We start from the raw sequence: 19,693 nt of genomic DNA on the forward strand, positions 1-19,693 counted from the left end.
GCAAACCACATGGAGACATTTAGCTCATGGCTCTCACCTGGATGAAAACACGCGCGACCACGGAGATAGAGCGCGCATTCAATCTGTGCAAACCGTCGCTGTTCTTGGTGTTTATACTAAGCTTTTTCGTCAACCTTCTGGCGCTCACCGTACCGCTATATCTCCTGCAGATTTATGATCATGTCCTGTCGAGCCGCAGCCTTGATACACTGACAATGCTGACGATGATCGTGATCGTGGCTTTGGCAGTGAATGCCACGCTCGATGCGCTCCGCCGCTCGATGCTTAGCCGGATAGGATCATGGCTGGATGATCGTCTTCAGGCTCCCGTGCTCATCGCTGCCGTACAATCCGCTCTTCGAGGAGATTCAGCGGCCGCCGCTCAAGCATGGCGTGACATCGGCGGGCTGCGCGGTTTTTTTGCAGGCACGGCGTGTACCGCCTTGTTCGATCTTCCATGGACACCGATTTTCATCCTCGCGATGCTCCTCGTGCATCCCCTCCTCGGCATAATCGGACTTGCAGCCTCTGTTGTCCTGATCGGATTGGCGCTGCTCAATGAAATGATGACCCGCAAACTCTTTGCGCGATCGAGCGCGACATGGGTGGAAAGCCAGCACCGGTTTGGTTCGCTCTTGCGCAATGTGGAGGCGATTAGTGCGATGGGGATGTTGCCGGGCATCGCCCGCCTTTTGCACGACGAGCAGACCCAGGCGAAGGAGGCTCAACTCGCCGCGACCGCGCGCGCCACAGTGATCCAGGCAATTGCCCGGTTCGTGCGGCTCCTCGCCCAGGTCATTGTCATGGCTTGTGCCGCCTGGCTTGTTATCTTGCATGACATCAGCCCGGCAGCAATTTTCGCGACTTCCATTCTTCTTGGCCGTTCGCTCGGACCGGTTGAAGGCGCAATCAACACCTGGAAGGCAGTCACGAGTGCACGCCTGAGTTTTGATCGACTCAGGAGGATATTGGCATCCGCACCGAAATCGAGAAAGACAATGCAACTGCCCCGGCCAAATGGGCAGCTATCGGTCGAGCAGCTCACATTCATGCCTCAGGGTGCAGAAGCTCCAGCGTTGCGCCGGCTGACATTCGTGATCAATCCCGGCGAAGTCCTCGGCGTCGTCGGCTCGTCCGGGGCGGGAAAATCGACGCTCGGACGTCTCATAGCAGGGACAATTGCACCCACCGCGGGGCATGTCCGGCTGGACAATGCCGATGTCGGGATTTGGCTTGCCTCCGGTGGTCACCGGTACTTCGGCTACCTTCCGCAAGACATCGAACTGATTGGTGGCACTGTGCGCGAGAATATTTCCCGCCTTCAGGAAGCCCAGCCCGACGAGGTCATCGCGGCTGCATCGCTGGTCGGAATGCATGACATGATAATGAGACTTCCTCGCGGTTATGAAACAGACATCGGCGATGGCGGCGTTCGGTTGTCAGGAGGGCTTCGGCAGCGCCTTGGCCTGGCACGGGCCTTTTTCGGACACCCGCGCCTGATCGTGCTCGACGAGCCCAATGCCAGCCTCGATGCCGAAGGCGAGGATGCTCTGCGGCAGGCAATCCAGGAAATGCGCAACCGCGGTTCCACGGTCATCGTCATCGCTCAGCGCCTGGGCATACTCAACATGGCGGACAAGGTGCTGGTGCTCGATAACGGTAGCATCAATGCCTTCGGCAATCGCCGGGACATTGCAGAAAAGATCAGAAACGGCCGAACCAGCATCCCGGTCAGACGGCAGCGGCTTACAACTGCTGCACGCAGCATCAAGCGGCTGAGTTCCAAAGCTAGTTCGGAGCAACCTGACGTTGCCGCCAAAAACGCTTCTGTCAAGGAAAAGACCGAGGGGAACGCCTCATGACCAGACTCGACAATCTTGTGGTGAATTCCACTTCAGCAGCCCCCTCGCGACGCCGCGAAAGCGCGCTCCATCGATCATCCACCTGTGCCAGATCCCTATGTTCAGCGGCAGTTGCAATCATATCAGGCGCTGCGACGGCTACCGACCGGGGATTGGCATTCGTGCTCACAAAGCTGCGGCTGGGGCTACTCCAACCCCTTGCGCTTCTCACATCGCATTCTAGGGCTGCGATGATCGGCTTTGTCAGAAAACTCGGGACCGCGATCAGGCGCTGCCAGGCATTGCAGTTCGCGCCGGCGACACGAACACCGACCGCCCGGCGGCACCTTCTGAACGGCGACACGTTCTATAGCGCCGGCACGATCGGGGCCGGCGTGCCACTTGCCGCCCGCCAAGTCTCAGCGAAGCCAAAGCTTAACTCGACGCCGTTTCACCAGTTGCGTTTTCTTGCCGTCGGAGCCTTCGCACTTGTTGGCATATTTGTGGTTGGGTTCGGCGTCTGGTCAGTTTACGCGCCGCTGGAGAGTGCGGCGATCGCGGGCGGCGCGATCGAAGCCGAATCCAGCCGGAAAACCATACAACATCTGGAAGGAGGTATTGTCGGCCGTATCCTCGTGAATGACGGTGACGAGGTCGTTCCGGGTCAGCCGCTCATCCAACTTGACGACATGAGAGCGCAAGCAAATGTCCTGGTGCTGCAAATGCAGCTATGGGAGGCACAAGCGTTGGAGGCACGACTACTGGCCGAACGCGACGGACGCGAGCACATCAAATTCCCTCGTCCCTCTGGACAAGTTACCGAGAGCAATCCGGAATTCGCAACGATCATGGCCGGGCAGACGAAGATCTTCGATACCCGTCGCAACTTCATGGCATCCCAGATCGAGGTGATTGAACAGCGCAAGGCGCAGACAGAGCAGGAAATCGAAGGATTGCGCTCGCAGAAGGCCGCGACCGCCAAACGCGCGGAAATCATCAAGAAGGAAGTTGCCGGAGTCGCACCTCTTGTCGCCAAGGGGCTTCAAACCCGCGGCAGGCTTCTGCGCCTCGAACGGGAGCAAGCCGAAATCGATGGGCGTTCCGGCGATCTCCAGGCCAAGATATCGCAAGCGGAGCAGTCGATCGGTGAATCGCAGGCCATGATTTTCAAGCTGGAGAGCGACCATTATAGCGAGATAGCGCAGAGCATGCGCGAAACACAGGCGCTGATATCTCAACTGACGGAGCGTATCCAGGCTGCCAACGACGTCCTTGCCAGAACAGTCATCCGCGCACCCGAGGCTGGTACGGTGACGGACCTGCGCATTCACACGCCAGGCGGGGTCGTTGCAGCGGGTGAACCTCTGCTCGACCTCGTGCCGCGTCAGGACCGCCTCATCGTCCGGGCACTCGTCAAGCCTGAGGATATAGATCTTGTTCGCTCCGGTCTTGAAGCGCGTGTGCGGCTTCTTTCCTACAAGCATCGCCGGGTACCCCCGGTAGATGGGGTTTTAACCTATGTGTCGGCCGATAGCCTCGTCGACAAGGAAACGCAGAGGCCCTATTACACCGCGCGCGTTCGTATTGACGAGGCGTCACTGAACAATTTGCCGGAGGTGGAGATCATGCCCGGCATGCCTGTAGAAGTGATGATCAAAACCGGGGAGTTCACTGTCGCGCATTACATGTTGCGGCCTGTTCTGGATAGCTTCAACAGGGCGTTTCGCGAGGATTGATGAGAACATGAATTCGCCTCGGGACCATACGTCGACGGACCTCACTCTTTCGCTTGGCCAACAGGAGGGCTCCGATGTTCGCTCCTGACAAGGGTACACGCGACTTGTTGCCGGTCATCGAACCTCATCCGGACGATGCCGCACACCTGATGTCCGGATATGACGGCAACCCTGTACCTCTGGACGAGGTCGAGTTTGCAGTTTCAAAGACCGCCCAACCGCCCTCGTCCAACCAGGCTGCCGCAGAAGAACCCGACGAACCCGCCGAGACACCCTCGCCCGAGGATGAGGTATCCTCGTCTGCAAGCACATCTATCCCGAGCCCAGGCTCCGGTGGCGGCAGCGTCCTTGCGGAGATTGACATACCTCTTGGTCAAAGCTTCTTCGCAGGCGGAGGTTCTGCATCATTCACCTACCGGGGCTCAACGGGCGAACTCGTACGCCAAGACGCCGTTGTTGGTGGTGCGAACGGTCAGACAGGAGAAGCAGTATCTTCTCCTCCGGATGCGGGCCATGCTGTCGTCCCTCCGACAGGGGAACTTGACGATGCTCATAGCATCAATGTCAGCCAGATCGCCGAAGTGGATCAGGATGCCAACATTTTTGTCACCGGCTATGTCGGCGAGGTTGTGGCGCGCCTGTACATCGATCAGGACCTATTCATGGAACAGGACGTCGATATTGCTTTTACCATCGATGGCGACGGCCATTTTATGGTTCAACTCGACCAGGAGACGCGTATCGACCAGGATATCTGGGTCGATCTTAAAATATATGATGAGGACGGAACACTTTACGTGGACGTTTACTTGCGAGACTCCATAGATATCGAGCAAGACACTTCCATTCAGTTGCAGATCGGAGATGGGCGGCTCGGCGGCTCCGTTGATGTGAACCAGATCATTGAGCTTTCCCAGGATGTCGATGTTCAAATCGACATCGAAGACGAGCTTGAGCAACGGTATATCGTCAACGCCGGCGTCGAGATCCGCCAGACCGCAGTCGTGGACCACGACGCGATCGTGGGAATTTTGGACCGCAATGGAGAAATCGATTTGGACATTGATGCCGCGCAGATTGCGCAGATCGATCAGGAAACCACGGTGCATGCCGATTTTGTCCTGATTTAGAACGGGGCAGAAGGAGAACGATTGTAGCTCCTTCGGATTATAAACAGCGAAAATCGACCAAAAATGGCCTAAAATTGGCATGTTATCGCGATTTTCGGCAACTCTAAGTAGCGCATCACGTGCAAATTGTTTATGATCTAATCAAAACTATAAGCAGTGTATTTTGTAAGGAGTAGTCTGGGTTAGGGGGAACCAATGTCAGTCTCATTTGCCGCCGAAGTGCACGGCTTCAATGACGTGCATAGCATTGCCAACGACCATACTTCCATTGTCATCATCGATTGCCAGACGCTGTCCCGAAGTTGCCTTATCAGGATCTTGCGCGGGGAACTTCCTGAGGTCGCCATCTACGATATACCGACATCCGATGGTCTGGTCGGCATCATGGAAAAAAACATTCGCCTCGCGGTTCTGAACATCGAAAACAGCAACCTGACCGACGATTGGGTGTCGATGAACCTTGCCTGCATCCGCCAATTGAGGCCCGAGACATCACTGATGCTATTGACCCAGCTCGACGAGGCCTCGATTACGGACGTTACAGCTTCGGAGGTCGCCACCTGGGGCGTTCAGGGCTATACGACCAATTCGGCTCCCGTGGAAGTTGTCCTGGCTGCGATACGGCTGATTCTGGCGGGAGGAACTTACTATCCGCGGTCCATGGTTGCCAGTGAAGGAAGCGCACCCAAACCGGTTCCCGGGCCGATCGATGCGGTTCCCTCAACACCATTGTTGGCTAATGGCAGATCCGACCACTCGTTTGAGCCCAGTGAGACATCGCGCATTGCCTTTACTGAACGCGAGAGACAGGTTCTCGCAACTCTGCGGCGGGGCCTACCTAACAAGATCATCGCCAGCGAACTCGATCTGTCGGAAAATACGATCAAGGTTCACATCTCTCATATCATGCGAAAGCTCAATGCCACGAACCGAACCGAAGCGGTGGTTTTCTCACAACAGTTTGCGTCAGGTGGCCCGAAAACGAATGGCGCGGCCTTGCGTGCGGTGCCGAAGCCTAGTCCGACTGGAGCCTATTTCGCGTCCTGACACTGGCAGCCTTTCTGAATTGAAACTTGCAGCGTTCAATCGGAGGATTCGCCTAGAGTATCAGCGACGACCGCACTTCGGTGCCCCATGGGACGAGCTCGCCCTGTCGTCGTATCGACAGTCGTCTGATGCTCGAGCTCGGCATTCAGCTCGGCCCCTAAAATAAGTATCGTGACGGAGATCCACATCCAGATCATCAGTCCCGCAACTGCGCCCAAAGCTCCATAAGTAGCATTATAGTCGCTGAAGTTGCTCAGGTAGAAAGTGAAGGCCGCCGATGCTATGACCCATGCCAGAATGGCGAAGGCGGCTCCCCAAGACACCCATCGCCATTGGGCTGCTTCGCGGTCCGGACCGATCCTGTACGCTATCGAGATCCCTGCGCCTACAAGCAACAGCATCACGGGCCATCGCAATATCCTTATCGAAGTCGTGAGCCACCCACCTGCCCCCATTCTGTCAAGCAGCGGTGGAAGGCCGGCCAGCACGCTCAACAGGATAGCACCCGCAAGCATCACCCCCAACGTAAAAGCTAGAGATACGAGGTTGAGCTTTATGAAGCTCCGTTTCTCAGTCTCTCCGTAAGCAACATTCAACGCTTCGAATATTGCCTTGGATCCATTGTTGGCGCTCCACAAAGCAATGGCAAGTCCAACGACAAAGCTCACGCTGAGTGCTTTCGTGTCTTGCGTGGCGAGCGATTCAAGCTGAGTACGAATCAAGTTGATCGAATCGTCTGGCAAGACGCCCGCCAGCGAAGACATGTTTGCCGCCACCGATGCGCGGTCGGCAAAAAAGCCGTAGATTGAGACAAAAGCTGCGAGACCGGGAAACAGCGCAAGCAGAAGATAGAACGAGGCGCCGGCTGCAATCAGCGTGACACGGTCTTGCTGCACCGAGAGATAAACGCGGTAAAGAATATCCTTCCAGCCCTTGGCTGGCATCTCGGACGGTGCATGTGCTTTGCGCCCGCGGGGGTCAGCCCCCGTTCTATCCTGTTCAGAGTAGCCGTTCGTTTCACTCGTCGTCATAAAAATCAGAACCCAGAATATTGCATTTGCCGCAGGAAACATCGGCGACCCGCAATTGTTCCTGGGTGCGCGAGGTTCTTCTGCCTGACAAGGTCGCGTCTATACCGGAAGACAACCCTCGCGCAGTCCTGAAAGCCAAGGAAAAAGATATGAAATCGGAGTGACACCCATGCAGGGTCCTAGGACACAAGGAGCACTTTATGCCCTATAAATCACGTGCCTTTGGTCCATAGTTAGACCTCGAAAATTGGCGTATGTTGAATCGTGTCGGCAGCCCCCGCGCCGGCAGGGTCGAGCAAAGAATGCTTCTTTTTCACAGCAGGCCCAATGAGGCTCGAACCTCCGCAATCAGCATTTCGGGGGCTCGAGCTTTGGCGTTGATAGTCGTCCCTCGTTCAAGTGACCGAAGGCGCTGTCGACGCCAATTTCGTATGCTTTTTTCGCCAGCTTCTTCTTGAAAAATTTTCTGTAGAAACCAAATATCCGGCACATTTTTTCAGAGCTGCCTTCGCGACACGAAGGTCGGATTTCTTTTTCTTGAGGAGCGGGACGATGAGGGAGACAGTCGTATTCAGACACACGCCGAACAATGTGGCACCGGGGGAGCTTTTGCGGAGGTTGCGTGAGCAGGAGCAAAGGGAAAGGAGCGACAGACCTCTTGCGATCAATGAGATTCTACGACGGTCGAAGGGAGGCTTCCTACGCCGTCGCTTCAAAGCGGGCGATTAGCAACGGCGCTTGATTGCAAATCGAAGCACACGATCGACAACAGAGACGGCCTCGCCTTCCGATTGTCCCGCACCCTATGCTTCTGAAAATCTTGAATCCGGCACTACCACGAGCTTGCCGACGAAGTGCTTATCCATGAATGCGGTCTGCGCCTTCAGGAATTCAGACAGGCGATAGACGCCGCCGACCAGTGGTTTGATTTTGCCCTCTTCGATGTAGCTAACGATGCGAAGGAAATCTCCTCTCGTACCCTGCGAAGAGCCATGCAAAGCCAGTTGCTTCAGATACATCGTGCGCAAGTCGAGCTGCACCACCGGACCGCCGATGGCCCCCGCAGTCGTATAGCGGCCTTCCGGCCGCAAAATGCGCAGTAGATCGTTGAACATCGAACCACCAACAAGATCGGCCACGACGTCGATAGGCTTGCCTCCCGTGGCAGCACCCACGGCCGCGACGAGGTCCTTCGTGCCCCGCGTAACCACGGCTTCCGCTCCGATATCGAGTAGTGCCTGTTCCTTGCCCTTGCCGACAAGCGCATAGGGTATCGCGCCACGCGCCCGTGCGAGCTGAACAATGCCGGACCCGACTCCCCCGGACGCGCCTGTGACGAGTATTCGCTCGCCACTTTTCAGTCCTGCGCGCTCCAGCATCTGTTCGCCGGTCAGGTATGCACAACAGAACGTAGCGAGTTCGATATCGCTCATATCGGTGTTCACCACGTGGGCATTCTCGGCGGGTACCGCAACATATTCCGCATACCCACCATCGCGGCCATGGCCAATGTAGTCGATGTCAGCGAGACTATCATCCTCGCGATTATAGATGGAGAAATCCACCATGACGCGCTGGCCGATGCGGTCCGGTGAAACACCTTCGCCAACCGCAGCGACACTGCCGACGATGTCGGTTCCCTGGATACGCGGGAAGGTCAATGTCGGCTCTTGCCTGCGCCACGTCGATACGGCACCCGCATCTTCCTCTGTACCGTAAGCGCCTTCCCGAACCCATACATCGGTATTGTTCATCCCGCAGGCCGTGACTGCAACCAGCACTTCGCCCTCTGCGGGCACCGGAACAGCTACGTTTTCGCTATAGACCAGCTTGTCGAGCCCGCCGTGTCCGACGAGTTGGACTGCGGCCATGGTTTTGGGAAAATCTTCATGCTTCATGGCGGAAATCCTCAGAGGGTCTTGGCTACTGCTTCGACGGCACCGGCTGCAGCTTTGACAACTATGTCGGCCTCGTCGCGTGTCAGGCAAAGTGGTGGTGCGAATCCGAGAATGTCGCCCTGTGGCATGGCGCGGCCGATAACACCGCGCTCTGCCAACGCGGTTGCAATGCGCGGCCCTACTTTTAGTGCCGGATCGAAGAATTTGCGGTCGTCCTTGTTCGCGACGAACTCCACTGCAGCCAACATGCCGTCGCCGCGCACATCGCCGACTATTGGATGACTTCCCAGCGCCTGGGCCAATTGTGCGCGGAAATAAGCACCCGTCTGACCTGCATTCGTAACGAGATCGAGCTTGTCGATCAATTCGAGGTTGGCAACGCCGGCAGCCGTGCAAATCGGATGGGCCGAATAGGTCCAGCCATGACCAAGCGCGCCCAGCATATCCGAACCTTGCACCAGCACCTGCCAGACCTTGTCGGAGACGATGACGCCCGATAGCGGCGCATAGGCGGAGGTCAGACCCTTGGCAATGGTGATCAGGTCCGGTTTGATCCCGTAATGATCGGAACCAAACATGCTGCCCAGACGGCCAAAGCCCGTCACGACCTCATCGGCGATCAAGAGGATGTCGTATTTACTGAGGACAGCCTGGATTTTTTGCCAGTATTGCTCCGGCGGCGGGACAATTCCGCCTGTTCCAAGAATTGGCTCGCCGATGAAGGCGGCAATTGTCTCCGGACCTTCGGCCAATATCATCTCCTCCAGCTTGTCGGCGCAATGCTGGGAGAACTGCTCTTCGCTCATCGAACGATCTTCGCGCCGGAAGTAGTACGGCGCTTCCGTGTGCAGTATTGGCGCGCGCGGCAGGTCGAAGGCATTGTGGAACAGTTCGAGGCCGGTCAGACTGCCGGTCATAACACCGGAGCCGTGATAACCGCGCCAGCGCGAGATGATCTTCTTCTTTTCCGGCCGGCCGAGCACATTGTTATAGTACCAGACCAGTTTGATGTTGGTCTCGTTTGCGTCCGAACCCGACAGTCCGAAATACACGCGGCTCATACCTGCCGGCGCGCGATCGATGATCATCTTGGCCAAAGTGATCGAAGCATCCGTCCCGTGACCGACATAGGCATGATAATAGGCGAGTTCCTTGGCCTGCTTGGCAATCGCGTCGGCGATTTCCGTCCGTCCGTAGCCGACATTGACGCAGTAAAGCCCCGCAAATGCGTCGATGCTGCTTCGGCCGGTACTGTCGGTAATATGTACGCCCTCACCGCCCCTGATCACGCGGGTTGGTGTTTCGCCGCGTGCATGAGTCCCCATATGCGTCGAGGGGTGAAAGAAATGGTCCCGGTCCCACGCGTTCAGTTCATTCGAGCGATCAAGCATGATGATATCCTTTGAATTCACTGTGTATCTATGCAGAGATATTTGAGTTCCGTGAAAGCCTCGATCCCGTGGCGTGAACCTTCTCTGCCGAGACCCGACTGTTTGATGCCGCCGAACGGAATTGGCGCCCCGGTGATCTTGACGCGATTGATCGCGACCATGCCGTACTCGAGTTTACGAGCGAGACGGAGCATACGCGCGCCATCCTTCGTGACGGCATAGGCAACGAGGCCGTATTCAGTCGCATTAGCCCGCGCGATAACCTCCTCCTCGCTGTCGAATGACACGATCGCCGCAACGGGACCGAACGTCTCTTCGCGCATGATCAGTGCGTCGTCAGGAACGTTGGTCAGCAGTGTCGGCTCGTAAAACAACGGACCGGCCTGGTGGCGTTTACCGCCTGCAAGGCAGGTCGAGCCACGCGCCAGGGCATCGGCCACTTGCTCCTCAACCTTATTCACTGCACGCTCGTGCATCAGGGGACCAATGACAGCGCCATCGGTTAGACCAGGCGCGACTTTTAGCGCGGCAATGCGCTTGGCAAAGGCTGAGCTAAAGGCGTCGTGCACGGCCCGCTCCACGTAAATCCGGTTGGCAGCGAGACAATCCTGACCGGACGTCGCGAACTTTGCGTCGATGGCGATGTCAACGGCTCGGTCGATATCGGCATCCGCAAACACGATCAACGGCGCGTGTCCGCCTAATTCCATGATCAGGTTTTTCATTGTCGGGGCGCATTGCGCTGCAATCAAACGCCCAATCTCAGTTGAACCGGTAAAACTCAACGCGCGAACCCGGGTATCTTCACAAAGACGACCGACAATAGTGGCTGCGTCGCCTGTAACAACGTTGAAAACGCCTGCCGGAAGACCCGCACGGTCGGCAAGTTCGGCCAATGCCAGCGCAGAAAACGGCGTCTCGGACGAGGGATGGGCGACAATCGTGCAACCGGCTGCCAATGCTGCGGCGGCCTTTCGCGTCAGCATCGCCGATGGAAAATTCCAGGGTGTCGCGACGCCAACCACGCCCAGAGGCTCCCGGCGAACAAACATTTCGGCATGAGGTAAATGGCTCGTCACGCTCTCGGCGTTCAGCCGTTTAGCCTCCTCCGCGTACCATTCGATGAAGGAAGCCGCATATCGTATTTCACCACGCGACTCGGCTAATGGCTTTCCCTGTTCAAGCGTCATGATCAGGGCCAGATCGTCACTGGCCTCCAATATCAGCTCATACCACCGACGGAGCTTGGCCGAGCGTTCCTGCGGCAGCAGGTCTCGCCACAGCGGAAATGCTTTGGCGGCAGCGTCGATCGCCGTCGAGGTTTGATCAGCACTGAGCTTTGACACCCGGCCGATTGAGGTACCGGACGCCGGGTCGCTGACGTTGAATGTCTGGCCGGCATCGCCAGCGGTCCAATGGCCATCGACATAAGCCAACTCGCGCAGCATGCGGCGGTCTTGCAGGCCCTCAAGGGCGTGATGGCGATCTTGTCGTGCAAAATGGGCGGACATGCGGTTCTCCCAAGAATGTTCACGACAAGGGTCGCACAATCAACTGGAGATACAGACCGTTCCCCGCACATCTGGAAGAGAGATTGTCCTTATCGGGCCCGATATCGAGAGAGAATGACTAGGTCGGCTCACTCGCCGTAACGAGGTCCGCCACTGGCAAAACCGCATTGTCCTTGACAGTCTTGGTGACTATATACGTGAAATACCGGTCAATTCCGATCTCACGCTGCAACAGCCCATCGACCAGCCTTTGATAGGCGTCGATGTCACGCGCCATGACTTTCAGCACGTAGTCCACGCCGCCGCCGACTGACCAGCATGCCACAACTTCCGGTATTGTCTTGATGGCTCGTTCGAACCGGTCGAAATCCGCTTGTCTGTGGGCACCCAAGGTCACTTCCATGAGCACGGTTGACAGGGGCGTCAGCAGCCGCAGTGCGATACGAGCATGATAACCCGTGATAATTCCGGCCTTCTCCAGTCGTCGCAGGCGTGTCCAGCAAGGCGTCGGCGATATCCCGACGCGTTCCGCCAGCGCAAGTTTGGTTATCCGGCCCTCGCGTTGGATCTCATCGAGAATGCGAATATCGATCGGATCGAGCTTGAATGGTGCCATGTCCTGCCTGCTAATGTGTCTAATTACCATGACGTTGTGATTTTTCGATTGTCAATTGCACTGACTTGCATCACTTATAAATCATGACATTGTGGCGCCCCGATCCTACTACTCTCCGCCGCCCGGCCTATCTTTCCCTGGCGGAACAGATTGCACGAGCGATCGCCGATGGCAAACTTGAGAGCGGGGCGCGTCTGCAGACGCATCGCCAAATGGCCGACGACCTGCGCCTTTCAGTACAAACCGTGAGCCGTGCCTATGAGGAACTCATTCGCCGCAACCTGATTTCCGGTGAAACCGGACGCGGCACGTTCGTCCGATCGCTACGCCGGGAGCCGGATCCTCCCTATCTGCCGGAACGTCTCGGAGAAGTGATCGATCTCTCGATCCTGAAGCCGATTTGCGAACCGCTTCACCTCGATCGCATGAAAAAGGCTCTTGGATGGCTCGCCGAAAACCTGCCGGCCAGTTCAGCTCTGTCCTTCCGACCCAATGTTGTATTTCCAAGGCACCGGGCCATTGCAGTCGATTGGCTCCGAACCTGCGGACTCGATGTATCGGCGACGAATGTCAGCCTGACCAACGGAGCTACGGCGGCAATGACCGTTGCTCTCATGAGCGTCGCCCCACCCGGATCGAAGGTCGCCACAGAAGGAATCGGCCATCACACACTGACGCCGCTCGCTTCCTATCTGGGTCTGAATCTTGAAGGTCTGGCGATCGATGATCAGGGGATCATACCTGAAGCACTGGACGCCTGCTGCCGCGAAAGCGGGATTCGAGCGGTCTTCGTGCAGCCATCCGTTATTAATCCCATGGCTACGCTGATGGGCATTGAGAGACGCGCTGCCATCGTCGAGATTGCGCGCCGCCATGACATTGCAATCATCGAGAGCGACATACTGGGGCCACTCGTCGAGGACCGCCCGCCTCCCATTGCATCGTTGGCGCCAGAACGCACGCTCTACTTCACCAGCTTTACCAAGATCGTCGTTCCCGGCTTGCGCATTGGCTATCTCGTCGCGCCAGACCGTTATGTGGCGGCGGTCGCCAATCGCCATCTCGTGTCTAACTGGATGGCAACGCCAATCATTGCGGAAATTGCAACACGCTGGGTTTCCGATGGCACAGCCTTGGAACTGGTGAACTGGCAGCGGGAAGCGCTTCGAACCAGGCACGCTACTGCGGCGGAAGTCCTATCCGGAATCCCGTTTCTGTCGCATCCCCAGAGCCTTCACATATGGTTGCCACTAACTGGAGAAAGAACCGAAGAAGCGTTCGTCGCACATGCAAGGCTGCAAGGTGTGGCAATCGCAACCGGCACTTCGTTTCGCATCTCCAATCACCCATGGCATCCTGCGGTGCGCATTTCACTCGGTTCAACAACTGAGGCTGAATTGCGCTCGGGTCTTGGTGTTGTTGCCAATTTGCTGCGCGGCGACCTTGAACATCTGCTGCTCGCGATTTGATCGCGCTGCTTCAAATTTCAGCACGATCGCCTATATTGTCATGATTTGATTTTTACAATTGACATGATTTCGTAAGTCTCCCATCGTTAGGGGCATGAGGCTGTCTCAACCAGAAGGAGACATGCATGCCCCCAACGAATACCGCGCCCATTATCGAGATCAATGGCATCAACAAAAGCTTTGGCGCGTTCAAAGTTCTGAACGATCTGTCGTTCAGCGTTGCACCACGCGAAAAACTGGCGCTGATCGGTCCATCGGGTTCTGGCAAGACGACGATCCTGCGCATTCTGATGACGCTGGAGGGTATCGACAGCGGCGAGATCATCGTCGATGGCGAGAGCCTCTATCAAATGCAACGCAACGGGAAGTTGCAACCGGCCGACGATACGCATCTGCACAAGATGCGGGAGAAAATCGGCATGGTGTTTCAGCTATTCAATCTCTTCCCTCATAAATGTGTGCTCGACAATGTAACGCTTGCACCGATGCTGACGAAAGGCGTGGCACGCAAGGATGCAGAGCGCCATGCGATGGAATTGCTCGATATGGTAGGGCTCGCCGACAAGGCGAAGTCCATGCCTTCGCAATTGTCCGGCGGACAGAAGCAGCGCGTCGCCATTGCCCGCGCGCTCGCACTCAAACCGAAGATAATGCTCTTCGATGAGGTCACCTCCGCGCTCGATCCTGAATTGGTCGAGGAAGTCCTTAACGTTCTTTGGAAGCTTTGCCGGGAGACCGACATGACAATGCTTCTGGTGACCCACGAAATGGGCTTTGCCCATGATTTTGCCGACCGTGTTCTTTTCTTTGATCGCGGGCGCATCGTCGAGGACGGCAAACCGGACGAAATCTTCCGCCATCCCAAACAGGAAAGGACACAGGCCTTCCTGAAAAAGATCATCGCCGCCGGTCACCGCGTCTGAAGACGGGAACCCTGGCGATTTGCAACACAAGAAAAACCAAAGGAGTTGGGAACATGACTAAACTATTGACCATCAACGCATTGCTTGGGGCGGTGGCACTTTCTGCCGTCGTTTCGTCCTCGCCCGCCAAAGCGGACGAAGCACTCGACAAGCTGAAGGCGCAGGGTTTCGCCCGTATCGCCATTGCCAACGAACCCCCATTCACGGCCGTCAAGGCTGATGGCACCGTTTCGGGTGCTGCTCCCGACGTTGCGCGTGCAGTATTCAAGAAGCTCGGCGTCAACGATGTGGTCGCCTCGATTTCGGAATATGGCGCAATGATCCCGGGCCTTCAGGCCGGGCGTCATGATGTTGTCACTGCCGGTCTCTTCATGAAGCCGGAGCGCTGCAATGCCGTGGCCTATTCCGAGCCGATCCTTTGCGATGCGGAAGCGTTCCTTGTCAAAAAGGGCAACCCGAAGGGCTTCAAGAGCTATGCCGATATAGCCAAGGACGAGAAGGCAACCATCGGCGCACCAGGCGGGGGCACCGAAGAGCGTCTTGCACTCGAGGCCGGTGTGCCGCGTGAGCGCGTGATTGTTGTACCGGACGGTCAAAGCGGCCTGAAGATGCTGCAGGACGGCCGTATCGATACTTATTCGCTGCCTGTGCTTTCGATCAACGACCTCGTCAAGAAAGCCAATGATCCCAATCTTGAGGTCGTTGCTCCCGTTCAGGGTGCTCCGGTCTATTGCGATGGCGCAGCCTTCAGAAAGGGCGACACGGCGCTTCGCGATGAGTTCGACAAGGTTCTCGCCGAAATGAAGACGTCGGGCGAGTTCGCCAAGATCATCGAGCCCTATGGCTTCTCGGCGCAGGCAGCAATGTCGACCACCCGCGAAAAGCTTTGTGCCGCGAAATAGTCGAGCGACGCTTCGACCGCTTCGCATGCCAGCGAAGCGGTCGCATGTTCAGTGAATTCTAGCAAAGGTGGCGTAGCGATGGGCCAATGGGCCGGCTATTTGCAACTCATTCTCGATGGTGCCGTCGTGACCATCAAGCTGACGCTGATGGGTTCGGCGCTGGCGCTCGTGATGGCATTCCTGGCGGGTCTCGGCAGGCTGTCGCATATTGCGCCTGTGCGCTGGCTGGCGACAGCCTATATCGAGTTTTTCCGGGGAACGTCGATTTTCGTCCAGCTCTTCTGGGCTTATTTCGTGCTCCCGCTTTTCGGCTTCACACTGACACCCTTGCAGGCTGGCGTTCTCGCACTCGGCCTCAATGTTGGGGCCTACGCTGCGGAAGTCGTGCGCGGCGCCATCAAATCCATTGGCAAAGAACAATACGAGGCCTGCACTGCGCTCAATTTCAATCGCTGGCAGGGTCTTCGCCACGTTATTCTGCCGCAGGCGTTCGTGCTGATGCTGCCTACCTTTGGCAACAATGCTATCGAACTTCTCAAAGCATCGGCAGTGGTTTCTCTCATCTCGTTATCGGACATGACGTTTCAGGCCCAAGTCGTCCGGGCACAGACTGGCAGCACGCTGTTTCCGTTCCTGACAATTCTCATTCTCTATTTTGCCATCGCCTGCGTCATCTCCTTTGCCATCCGGGGCCTCGAGCGTCGTCTGACGCGCGGCCTTGACGGCATGAGAACATAGGGGGCCGCGATGGAATGGGATTGGGCCTTCGTCATTCAAATACTTCCGACCCTGGTTGAGGGCGTGAAGATCACGATTCTCGCGACGGTACTTGGATATGTACTGGCCGCAATCGTCGGGCTGGCCATCGCCATCATCCGGCGATCGAAGAACAAGCTGATCGCGAGGCCGATGGGCTTCGTCGCTGAATTTATCCGCGGCACGCCCTTGCTCGTCCAGCTCTATTTCATTTTCTACGTGCTACCCGACCTCGGAATCACGCTGTCGCCGCTCGTGGCGGGCGTTATCGGTCTCGGACTTCACTATGGAACCTATACAGCGGAAGTATATCGCGCGGGTATCGACAATGTTGCGCGCGGCCAATGGGAAGCTGCGAGAGCATGCAACCTCAGTTCCACGCAAACATGGACGCAGATCATCCTGCCGCAAGCACTGCCGCCCATGATCCCTGCCCTCGCCAATTACTTCATCGCCATGTTCAAGGAGACACCGCTTCTGTCTGCGATCACGGTGCTTGAATTGATGAATCAGGCGCGAAGCATCGCCAACTACAACTACCGCTACATTGAACCGATCACGCTCGTCGGAGCGTTCTTCCTCGTCATCAGCCTGATCTCCGTCGTTGGGCTGCGCTGGCTGGAACGCCGATACGGCAGGATCGATTGAGGACACAATGATGGATGCTTTTCCTGCGATCCGCCAAACCGCCATGGCACTGGATTTTGATGACCGTCCTTTAGCCAAGCGTGTCGGACTGGTCATTCTCGCCACCGATCACACGACCGAACCGGACTTCCAGCGCATGGTGGCCAGCAAACGCGTCGGCGTTTATACGGCGCGGGTCCCCTATGCGAACCCGACCACACCCGAAAATCTGCGGCGAATGCAGCCTGCTCTCACCGATTGCGCGAGCTTGATCCTGCCGGACGAAGACCTCGATGTCATCTGCTATTCCTGCACGTCGGCTTCGGTGGTCATTGGAGATGACGAGATAGAAGCTGCGATCAACCGCGCCAAGCCTGCCGTCCCTGTCGTGACACCGCCGCTGGCAGCCGTGCGCGGGCTGCAGGCCCTCGATGCGAAGCGCATCAGCATTCTCACACCGTATACAATAGAAACAAGCACGCCTATGGCGAACTACTTCGCAGCCAAGGGTTTCGACATTGCGAGCTTTACCTGTTTTGGCCTCGATGATGATCGGGAGATGGCCCGCATCAGCCCTCAATCGCTGATTTCCGCTGCGAGGGAGGTTACGGCAATCGACGCGGACGCACTGTTCATTTCATGCACGGCGTTGCGGGCAGCGGGCATTGCACTCGCAATCGAACAGGCGATTGGAAAACCGGTTGTCAGTAGCAATCTTGCGACTGCATGGGCGACGTTGCGCATATGCGACGATCTCGCACCTCGTCCGGAATGGGGCAGCCTGATGACCCAGTCAATGGCCGGTTGGTAAGTCATGACTGACCGATTGGTGACCATTGCCGATATAGAGAAGGCACGCCATGCGCTTGAAGGCAAGATCGTGGCAACGCCGATGGTCCACTCATCATCCCTGTCGGAGAAGTTCGGACAACCGGTCTACCTCAAGCTCGAACATCGCCAGACTACGGGCAGTTTCAAGCTGCGCGGCGCGACAAATGCACTAAGCCATCTTTCTGCCGCGGAAAAGCAGCGCGGGGTGATCGCAGCTTCTACTGGAAATCATGGGCGCGCGCTCGCCTACGCCGCTCGTCTGGAAGGAATCCGTGCGGTGATCTGTATGTCGCGCCTCGTTCCGGAAAACAAGATCGCAGAAATAAGCCGCCTTGGCGCCGATATCCGCATCATCGGCAAATCGCAGGATGATGCTCAGGAGGAAGTCGATAGGCTTGTACGGGAAGCCGGGCTGATCATGTTGCCGCCATTTGACGATGCCGCAATCATTGCCGGACAGGGTACCCTTGGCCTTGAGATTATCGAAGACGTCGAGGACCTCGAAGCGGTCCTCGTTCCAGTATCGGGTGGCGGTCTGGCCTCGGGCGTTGCGGCGGCAATCAAGGCCAGACGGCCGGCTACGAAGATCATTGGTGTATCAATGGATCGCGGCGCAGCGATGCGCGCCAGCCTCGACGCGGGTAAGCCTGTAATCGTCGAGGAAAGCGAGAGCCTGGCGGACTCCCTGGGCGGAGGGATCGGTCTCGAAAACCAATTCACTTTCGCGATGGTCCGCGACCTGCTCGACGATGTGATCCTGCTCTCCGAGGACGAAATCGCTGCCGGCATGGCTCACGCCTATATGCAGGAGCGCGAGGTCATCGAAGGTGCCGCGGCCGTTGGCATCGGCGCCCTGCTGGCGGGGAAGGTGCAGGCAAGGGGCCCAGTCGTCGCCGTTCTCAGCGGTCGTAATGTCGATATGAATCAGCACCGGCGCATTGTCTGCGCAGGCATCAACGCAAAGGCCATCCCATGCCCCGCATGACCATTTTGACGGAAGCGGAATTGCGCAGCGTCGTGACCCTCGACCTTGATGCCGTTGCATGCGTCGAGACTGCATTCCACGCACTGGCGACCAAAGCCGTAGCCATGCCACCGATCATGCGGCTCGATATCCCGGAATATCGCGGCGAGGTCGATGTGAAAACCGCCTATGTTCCCGGTATCGACGGCTTTGCCATCAAGATCAGCCCGGGCTTCTTCAATAACCCCAAACTGGGACTGCCGAGTGTCAATGGCATGATGGTTCTGCTCAGCAGTCGTACCGGTCTGGTCGAAGCGTTGCTGCTCGACAATGGCTATCTTACCGATGTTCGGACGGCAGCGGCGGGCGCGGTTGCGGCAAAACATCTGTCGCGACCCTCATCCAGTGTCGCTGCTATATTCGGGGCCGGCGTTCAGGCGCGCCTGCAGCTTGAGGCCTTGACACTCATCCGCCCCATCACGGAAGCCCGCATTTGGGCGCGCGATAGCGACAAAGCTCGAGGGGCAGCGCACGAATTGACGAAGAAGCTCGGCTTCCTGGTGACCCCTGTGGTTGACCCCGAACATGCGGTCCGCGGCGCAGATATCATCGTGACGACCACCCCTTCATCCGAGCCAATCCTGAAATCGACCTGGCTGCAGCCTGGTCAGCATATCACCGCCATGGGTTCAGATGCCGAGCACAAGAACGAGCTCGACCCCGCCATCATCGCCCAAGCTGATCTCTACGTCGCTGACAGTCTGAGCCAAACGCGGAAACTCGGCGAACTGCATCATGCGATCGAATCCGGTCTGGTAAAGACCGACGCGATCTTCTCCGAACTCGGCTTCATCATCGCCGGTTCGGCAAAAGGCAGGCCGTCAGCAGAGGCGATCACGATTGCCGACCTGACCGGAACCGGGGTTCAGGATACCGCCATCGCCACCCTCGCCCGTGATCGCGCTCGAGAAGCGAATGCCGGGACAAATTTCGAAAGTTGATACGGGCGCTGCCCCAGCA

General features: G+C 57.3%; 17 protein-coding genes. 12 read left to right on the top strand and 5 right to left on the bottom strand.

All coding sequences use genetic code 11. The annotated features are described in order from the left end of the window. The first annotated feature begins 26 nt into the window (after positions 1-26). The 4 genes from CU100_RS11755 to CU100_RS11770 all read left to right on the top strand — a co-directional run bounded on the left by CU100_RS11755 (position 27) and on the right by CU100_RS11770 (position 5,754). Complete coding sequence (locus CU100_RS11755; protein ID WP_106716747.1) at positions 27-1,862, top strand: type I secretion system permease/ATPase; 1,836 nt, start codon at positions 27-29, stop codon at positions 1,860-1,862. Then, positions 1,859-3,577, top strand: a complete 1,719-nt coding sequence (locus CU100_RS11760) for an HlyD family type I secretion periplasmic adaptor subunit (protein ID WP_245418993.1) — start codon at positions 1,859-1,861, stop codon at positions 3,575-3,577. The genes CU100_RS11755 and CU100_RS11760 overlap by 4 nt, the downstream gene beginning before the upstream one ends. 74 nt (positions 3,578-3,651) lie before the next feature. Next, positions 3,652-4,707, top strand: coding sequence for a hypothetical protein (locus CU100_RS11765; protein WP_106716748.1), 1,056 nt, complete (start codon positions 3,652-3,654; stop codon positions 4,705-4,707). A gap of 195 nt (positions 4,708-4,902) precedes the next feature. Then, positions 4,903-5,754, top strand: coding sequence for a response regulator transcription factor (locus CU100_RS11770; RefSeq protein WP_106716749.1), 852 nt, complete (start codon positions 4,903-4,905; stop codon positions 5,752-5,754). Positions 5,755-5,789: 35 nt separating this feature from the next. Here the strand turns inward: CU100_RS11770 and CU100_RS11775 are convergent, their stop codons facing one another. The 5 genes from CU100_RS11775 to CU100_RS11795 form a co-directional block, all read right to left on the bottom strand. After that, complete coding sequence (locus CU100_RS11775) at positions 5,790-6,785, bottom strand: YihY/virulence factor BrkB family protein (RefSeq protein WP_106717244.1); 996 nt, start codon at positions 6,783-6,785, stop codon at positions 5,790-5,792. A gap of 803 nt (positions 6,786-7,588) precedes the next feature. Next, complete coding sequence (locus tag CU100_RS11780; RefSeq protein ID WP_106716750.1) at positions 7,589-8,683, bottom strand: alcohol dehydrogenase family protein; 1,095 nt, start codon at positions 8,681-8,683, stop codon at positions 7,589-7,591. Positions 8,684-8,694: 11 nt separating this feature from the next. Further along, the gene (locus CU100_RS11785) at positions 8,695-10,074 is read right to left on the bottom strand and encodes an aspartate aminotransferase family protein (RefSeq protein WP_106717245.1); all 1,380 of its coding nucleotides are present in this window, start codon (positions 10,072-10,074) and stop codon (positions 8,695-8,697) included. 17 nt (positions 10,075-10,091) lie between these two features. Further along, the gene (locus tag CU100_RS11790; protein ID WP_106716751.1) at positions 10,092-11,585 is read right to left on the bottom strand and encodes an NAD-dependent succinate-semialdehyde dehydrogenase; all 1,494 of its coding nucleotides are present in this window, start codon (positions 11,583-11,585) and stop codon (positions 10,092-10,094) included. A 118-nt stretch (positions 11,586-11,703) separates the two neighbouring features. Then, positions 11,704-12,201: an Lrp/AsnC family transcriptional regulator gene (locus tag CU100_RS11795; protein ID WP_106716752.1), complete on the bottom strand. Its 498-nt coding sequence runs from the start codon at positions 12,199-12,201 to the stop codon at positions 11,704-11,706. A gap of 83 nt (positions 12,202-12,284) precedes the next feature. Here CU100_RS11795 and ehuR point away from each other — a divergent pair, with 83 nt between their 5' ends. The 8 genes from ehuR (at position 12,285) to eutC (ending at position 19,674) form a co-directional block, all read left to right on the top strand. After that, entirely contained in the window at positions 12,285-13,670 is a 1,386-nt protein-coding gene (gene ehuR / locus CU100_RS11800) for a MocR-like ectoine utilization transcription factor EhuR (protein WP_106716753.1), read from the top strand. Between the two features lie 125 nt (positions 13,671-13,795). After that, positions 13,796-14,593, top strand: coding sequence for an ectoine/hydroxyectoine ABC transporter ATP-binding protein EhuA (gene ehuA / locus CU100_RS11805; RefSeq protein WP_106716754.1), 798 nt, complete (start codon positions 13,796-13,798; stop codon positions 14,591-14,593). 53 nt (positions 14,594-14,646) lie between these two features. After that, positions 14,647-15,495: an ectoine/hydroxyectoine ABC transporter substrate-binding protein EhuB gene (gene ehuB, locus CU100_RS11810; RefSeq protein WP_106716755.1), complete on the top strand. Its 849-nt coding sequence runs from the start codon at positions 14,647-14,649 to the stop codon at positions 15,493-15,495. A 78-nt stretch (positions 15,496-15,573) separates the two neighbouring features. Continuing rightward, positions 15,574-16,233, top strand: coding sequence for an ectoine/hydroxyectoine ABC transporter permease subunit EhuC (gene ehuC, locus CU100_RS11815; protein WP_106716756.1), 660 nt, complete (start codon positions 15,574-15,576; stop codon positions 16,231-16,233). A 9-nt stretch (positions 16,234-16,242) separates the two neighbouring features. Continuing rightward, positions 16,243-16,899, top strand: coding sequence for an ectoine/hydroxyectoine ABC transporter permease subunit EhuD (ehuD, locus tag CU100_RS11820; protein ID WP_106716757.1), 657 nt, complete (start codon positions 16,243-16,245; stop codon positions 16,897-16,899). A 10-nt stretch (positions 16,900-16,909) separates the two neighbouring features. After that, on the top strand, positions 16,910-17,689 hold the full coding sequence (eutA, locus tag CU100_RS11825) for an ectoine utilization protein EutA (protein ID WP_106717246.1): 780 nt from the start codon (positions 16,910-16,912) through the stop codon (positions 17,687-17,689). 3 nt (positions 17,690-17,692) lie between these two features. Next, positions 17,693-18,694 carry a hydroxyectoine utilization dehydratase EutB gene (eutB, locus tag CU100_RS11830; protein WP_106716758.1) on the top strand — a complete coding sequence of 334 codons (1,002 nt, stop codon included), beginning with the start codon at positions 17,693-17,695 and terminating at the stop codon, positions 18,692-18,694. Next, on the top strand, positions 18,682-19,674 hold the full coding sequence (eutC, locus tag CU100_RS11835) for an ectoine utilization protein EutC (protein WP_106716759.1): 993 nt from the start codon (positions 18,682-18,684) through the stop codon (positions 19,672-19,674). Before eutB ends, eutC begins: the two co-directional genes overlap by 13 nt. Positions 19,675-19,693: the final 19 nt, after the last annotated feature.

The sequence above is a fragment of the Phyllobacterium endophyticum genome (assembly GCF_003010935.1).
Taxonomy (GTDB): domain Bacteria; phylum Pseudomonadota; class Alphaproteobacteria; order Rhizobiales; family Rhizobiaceae; genus Phyllobacterium; species Phyllobacterium endophyticum.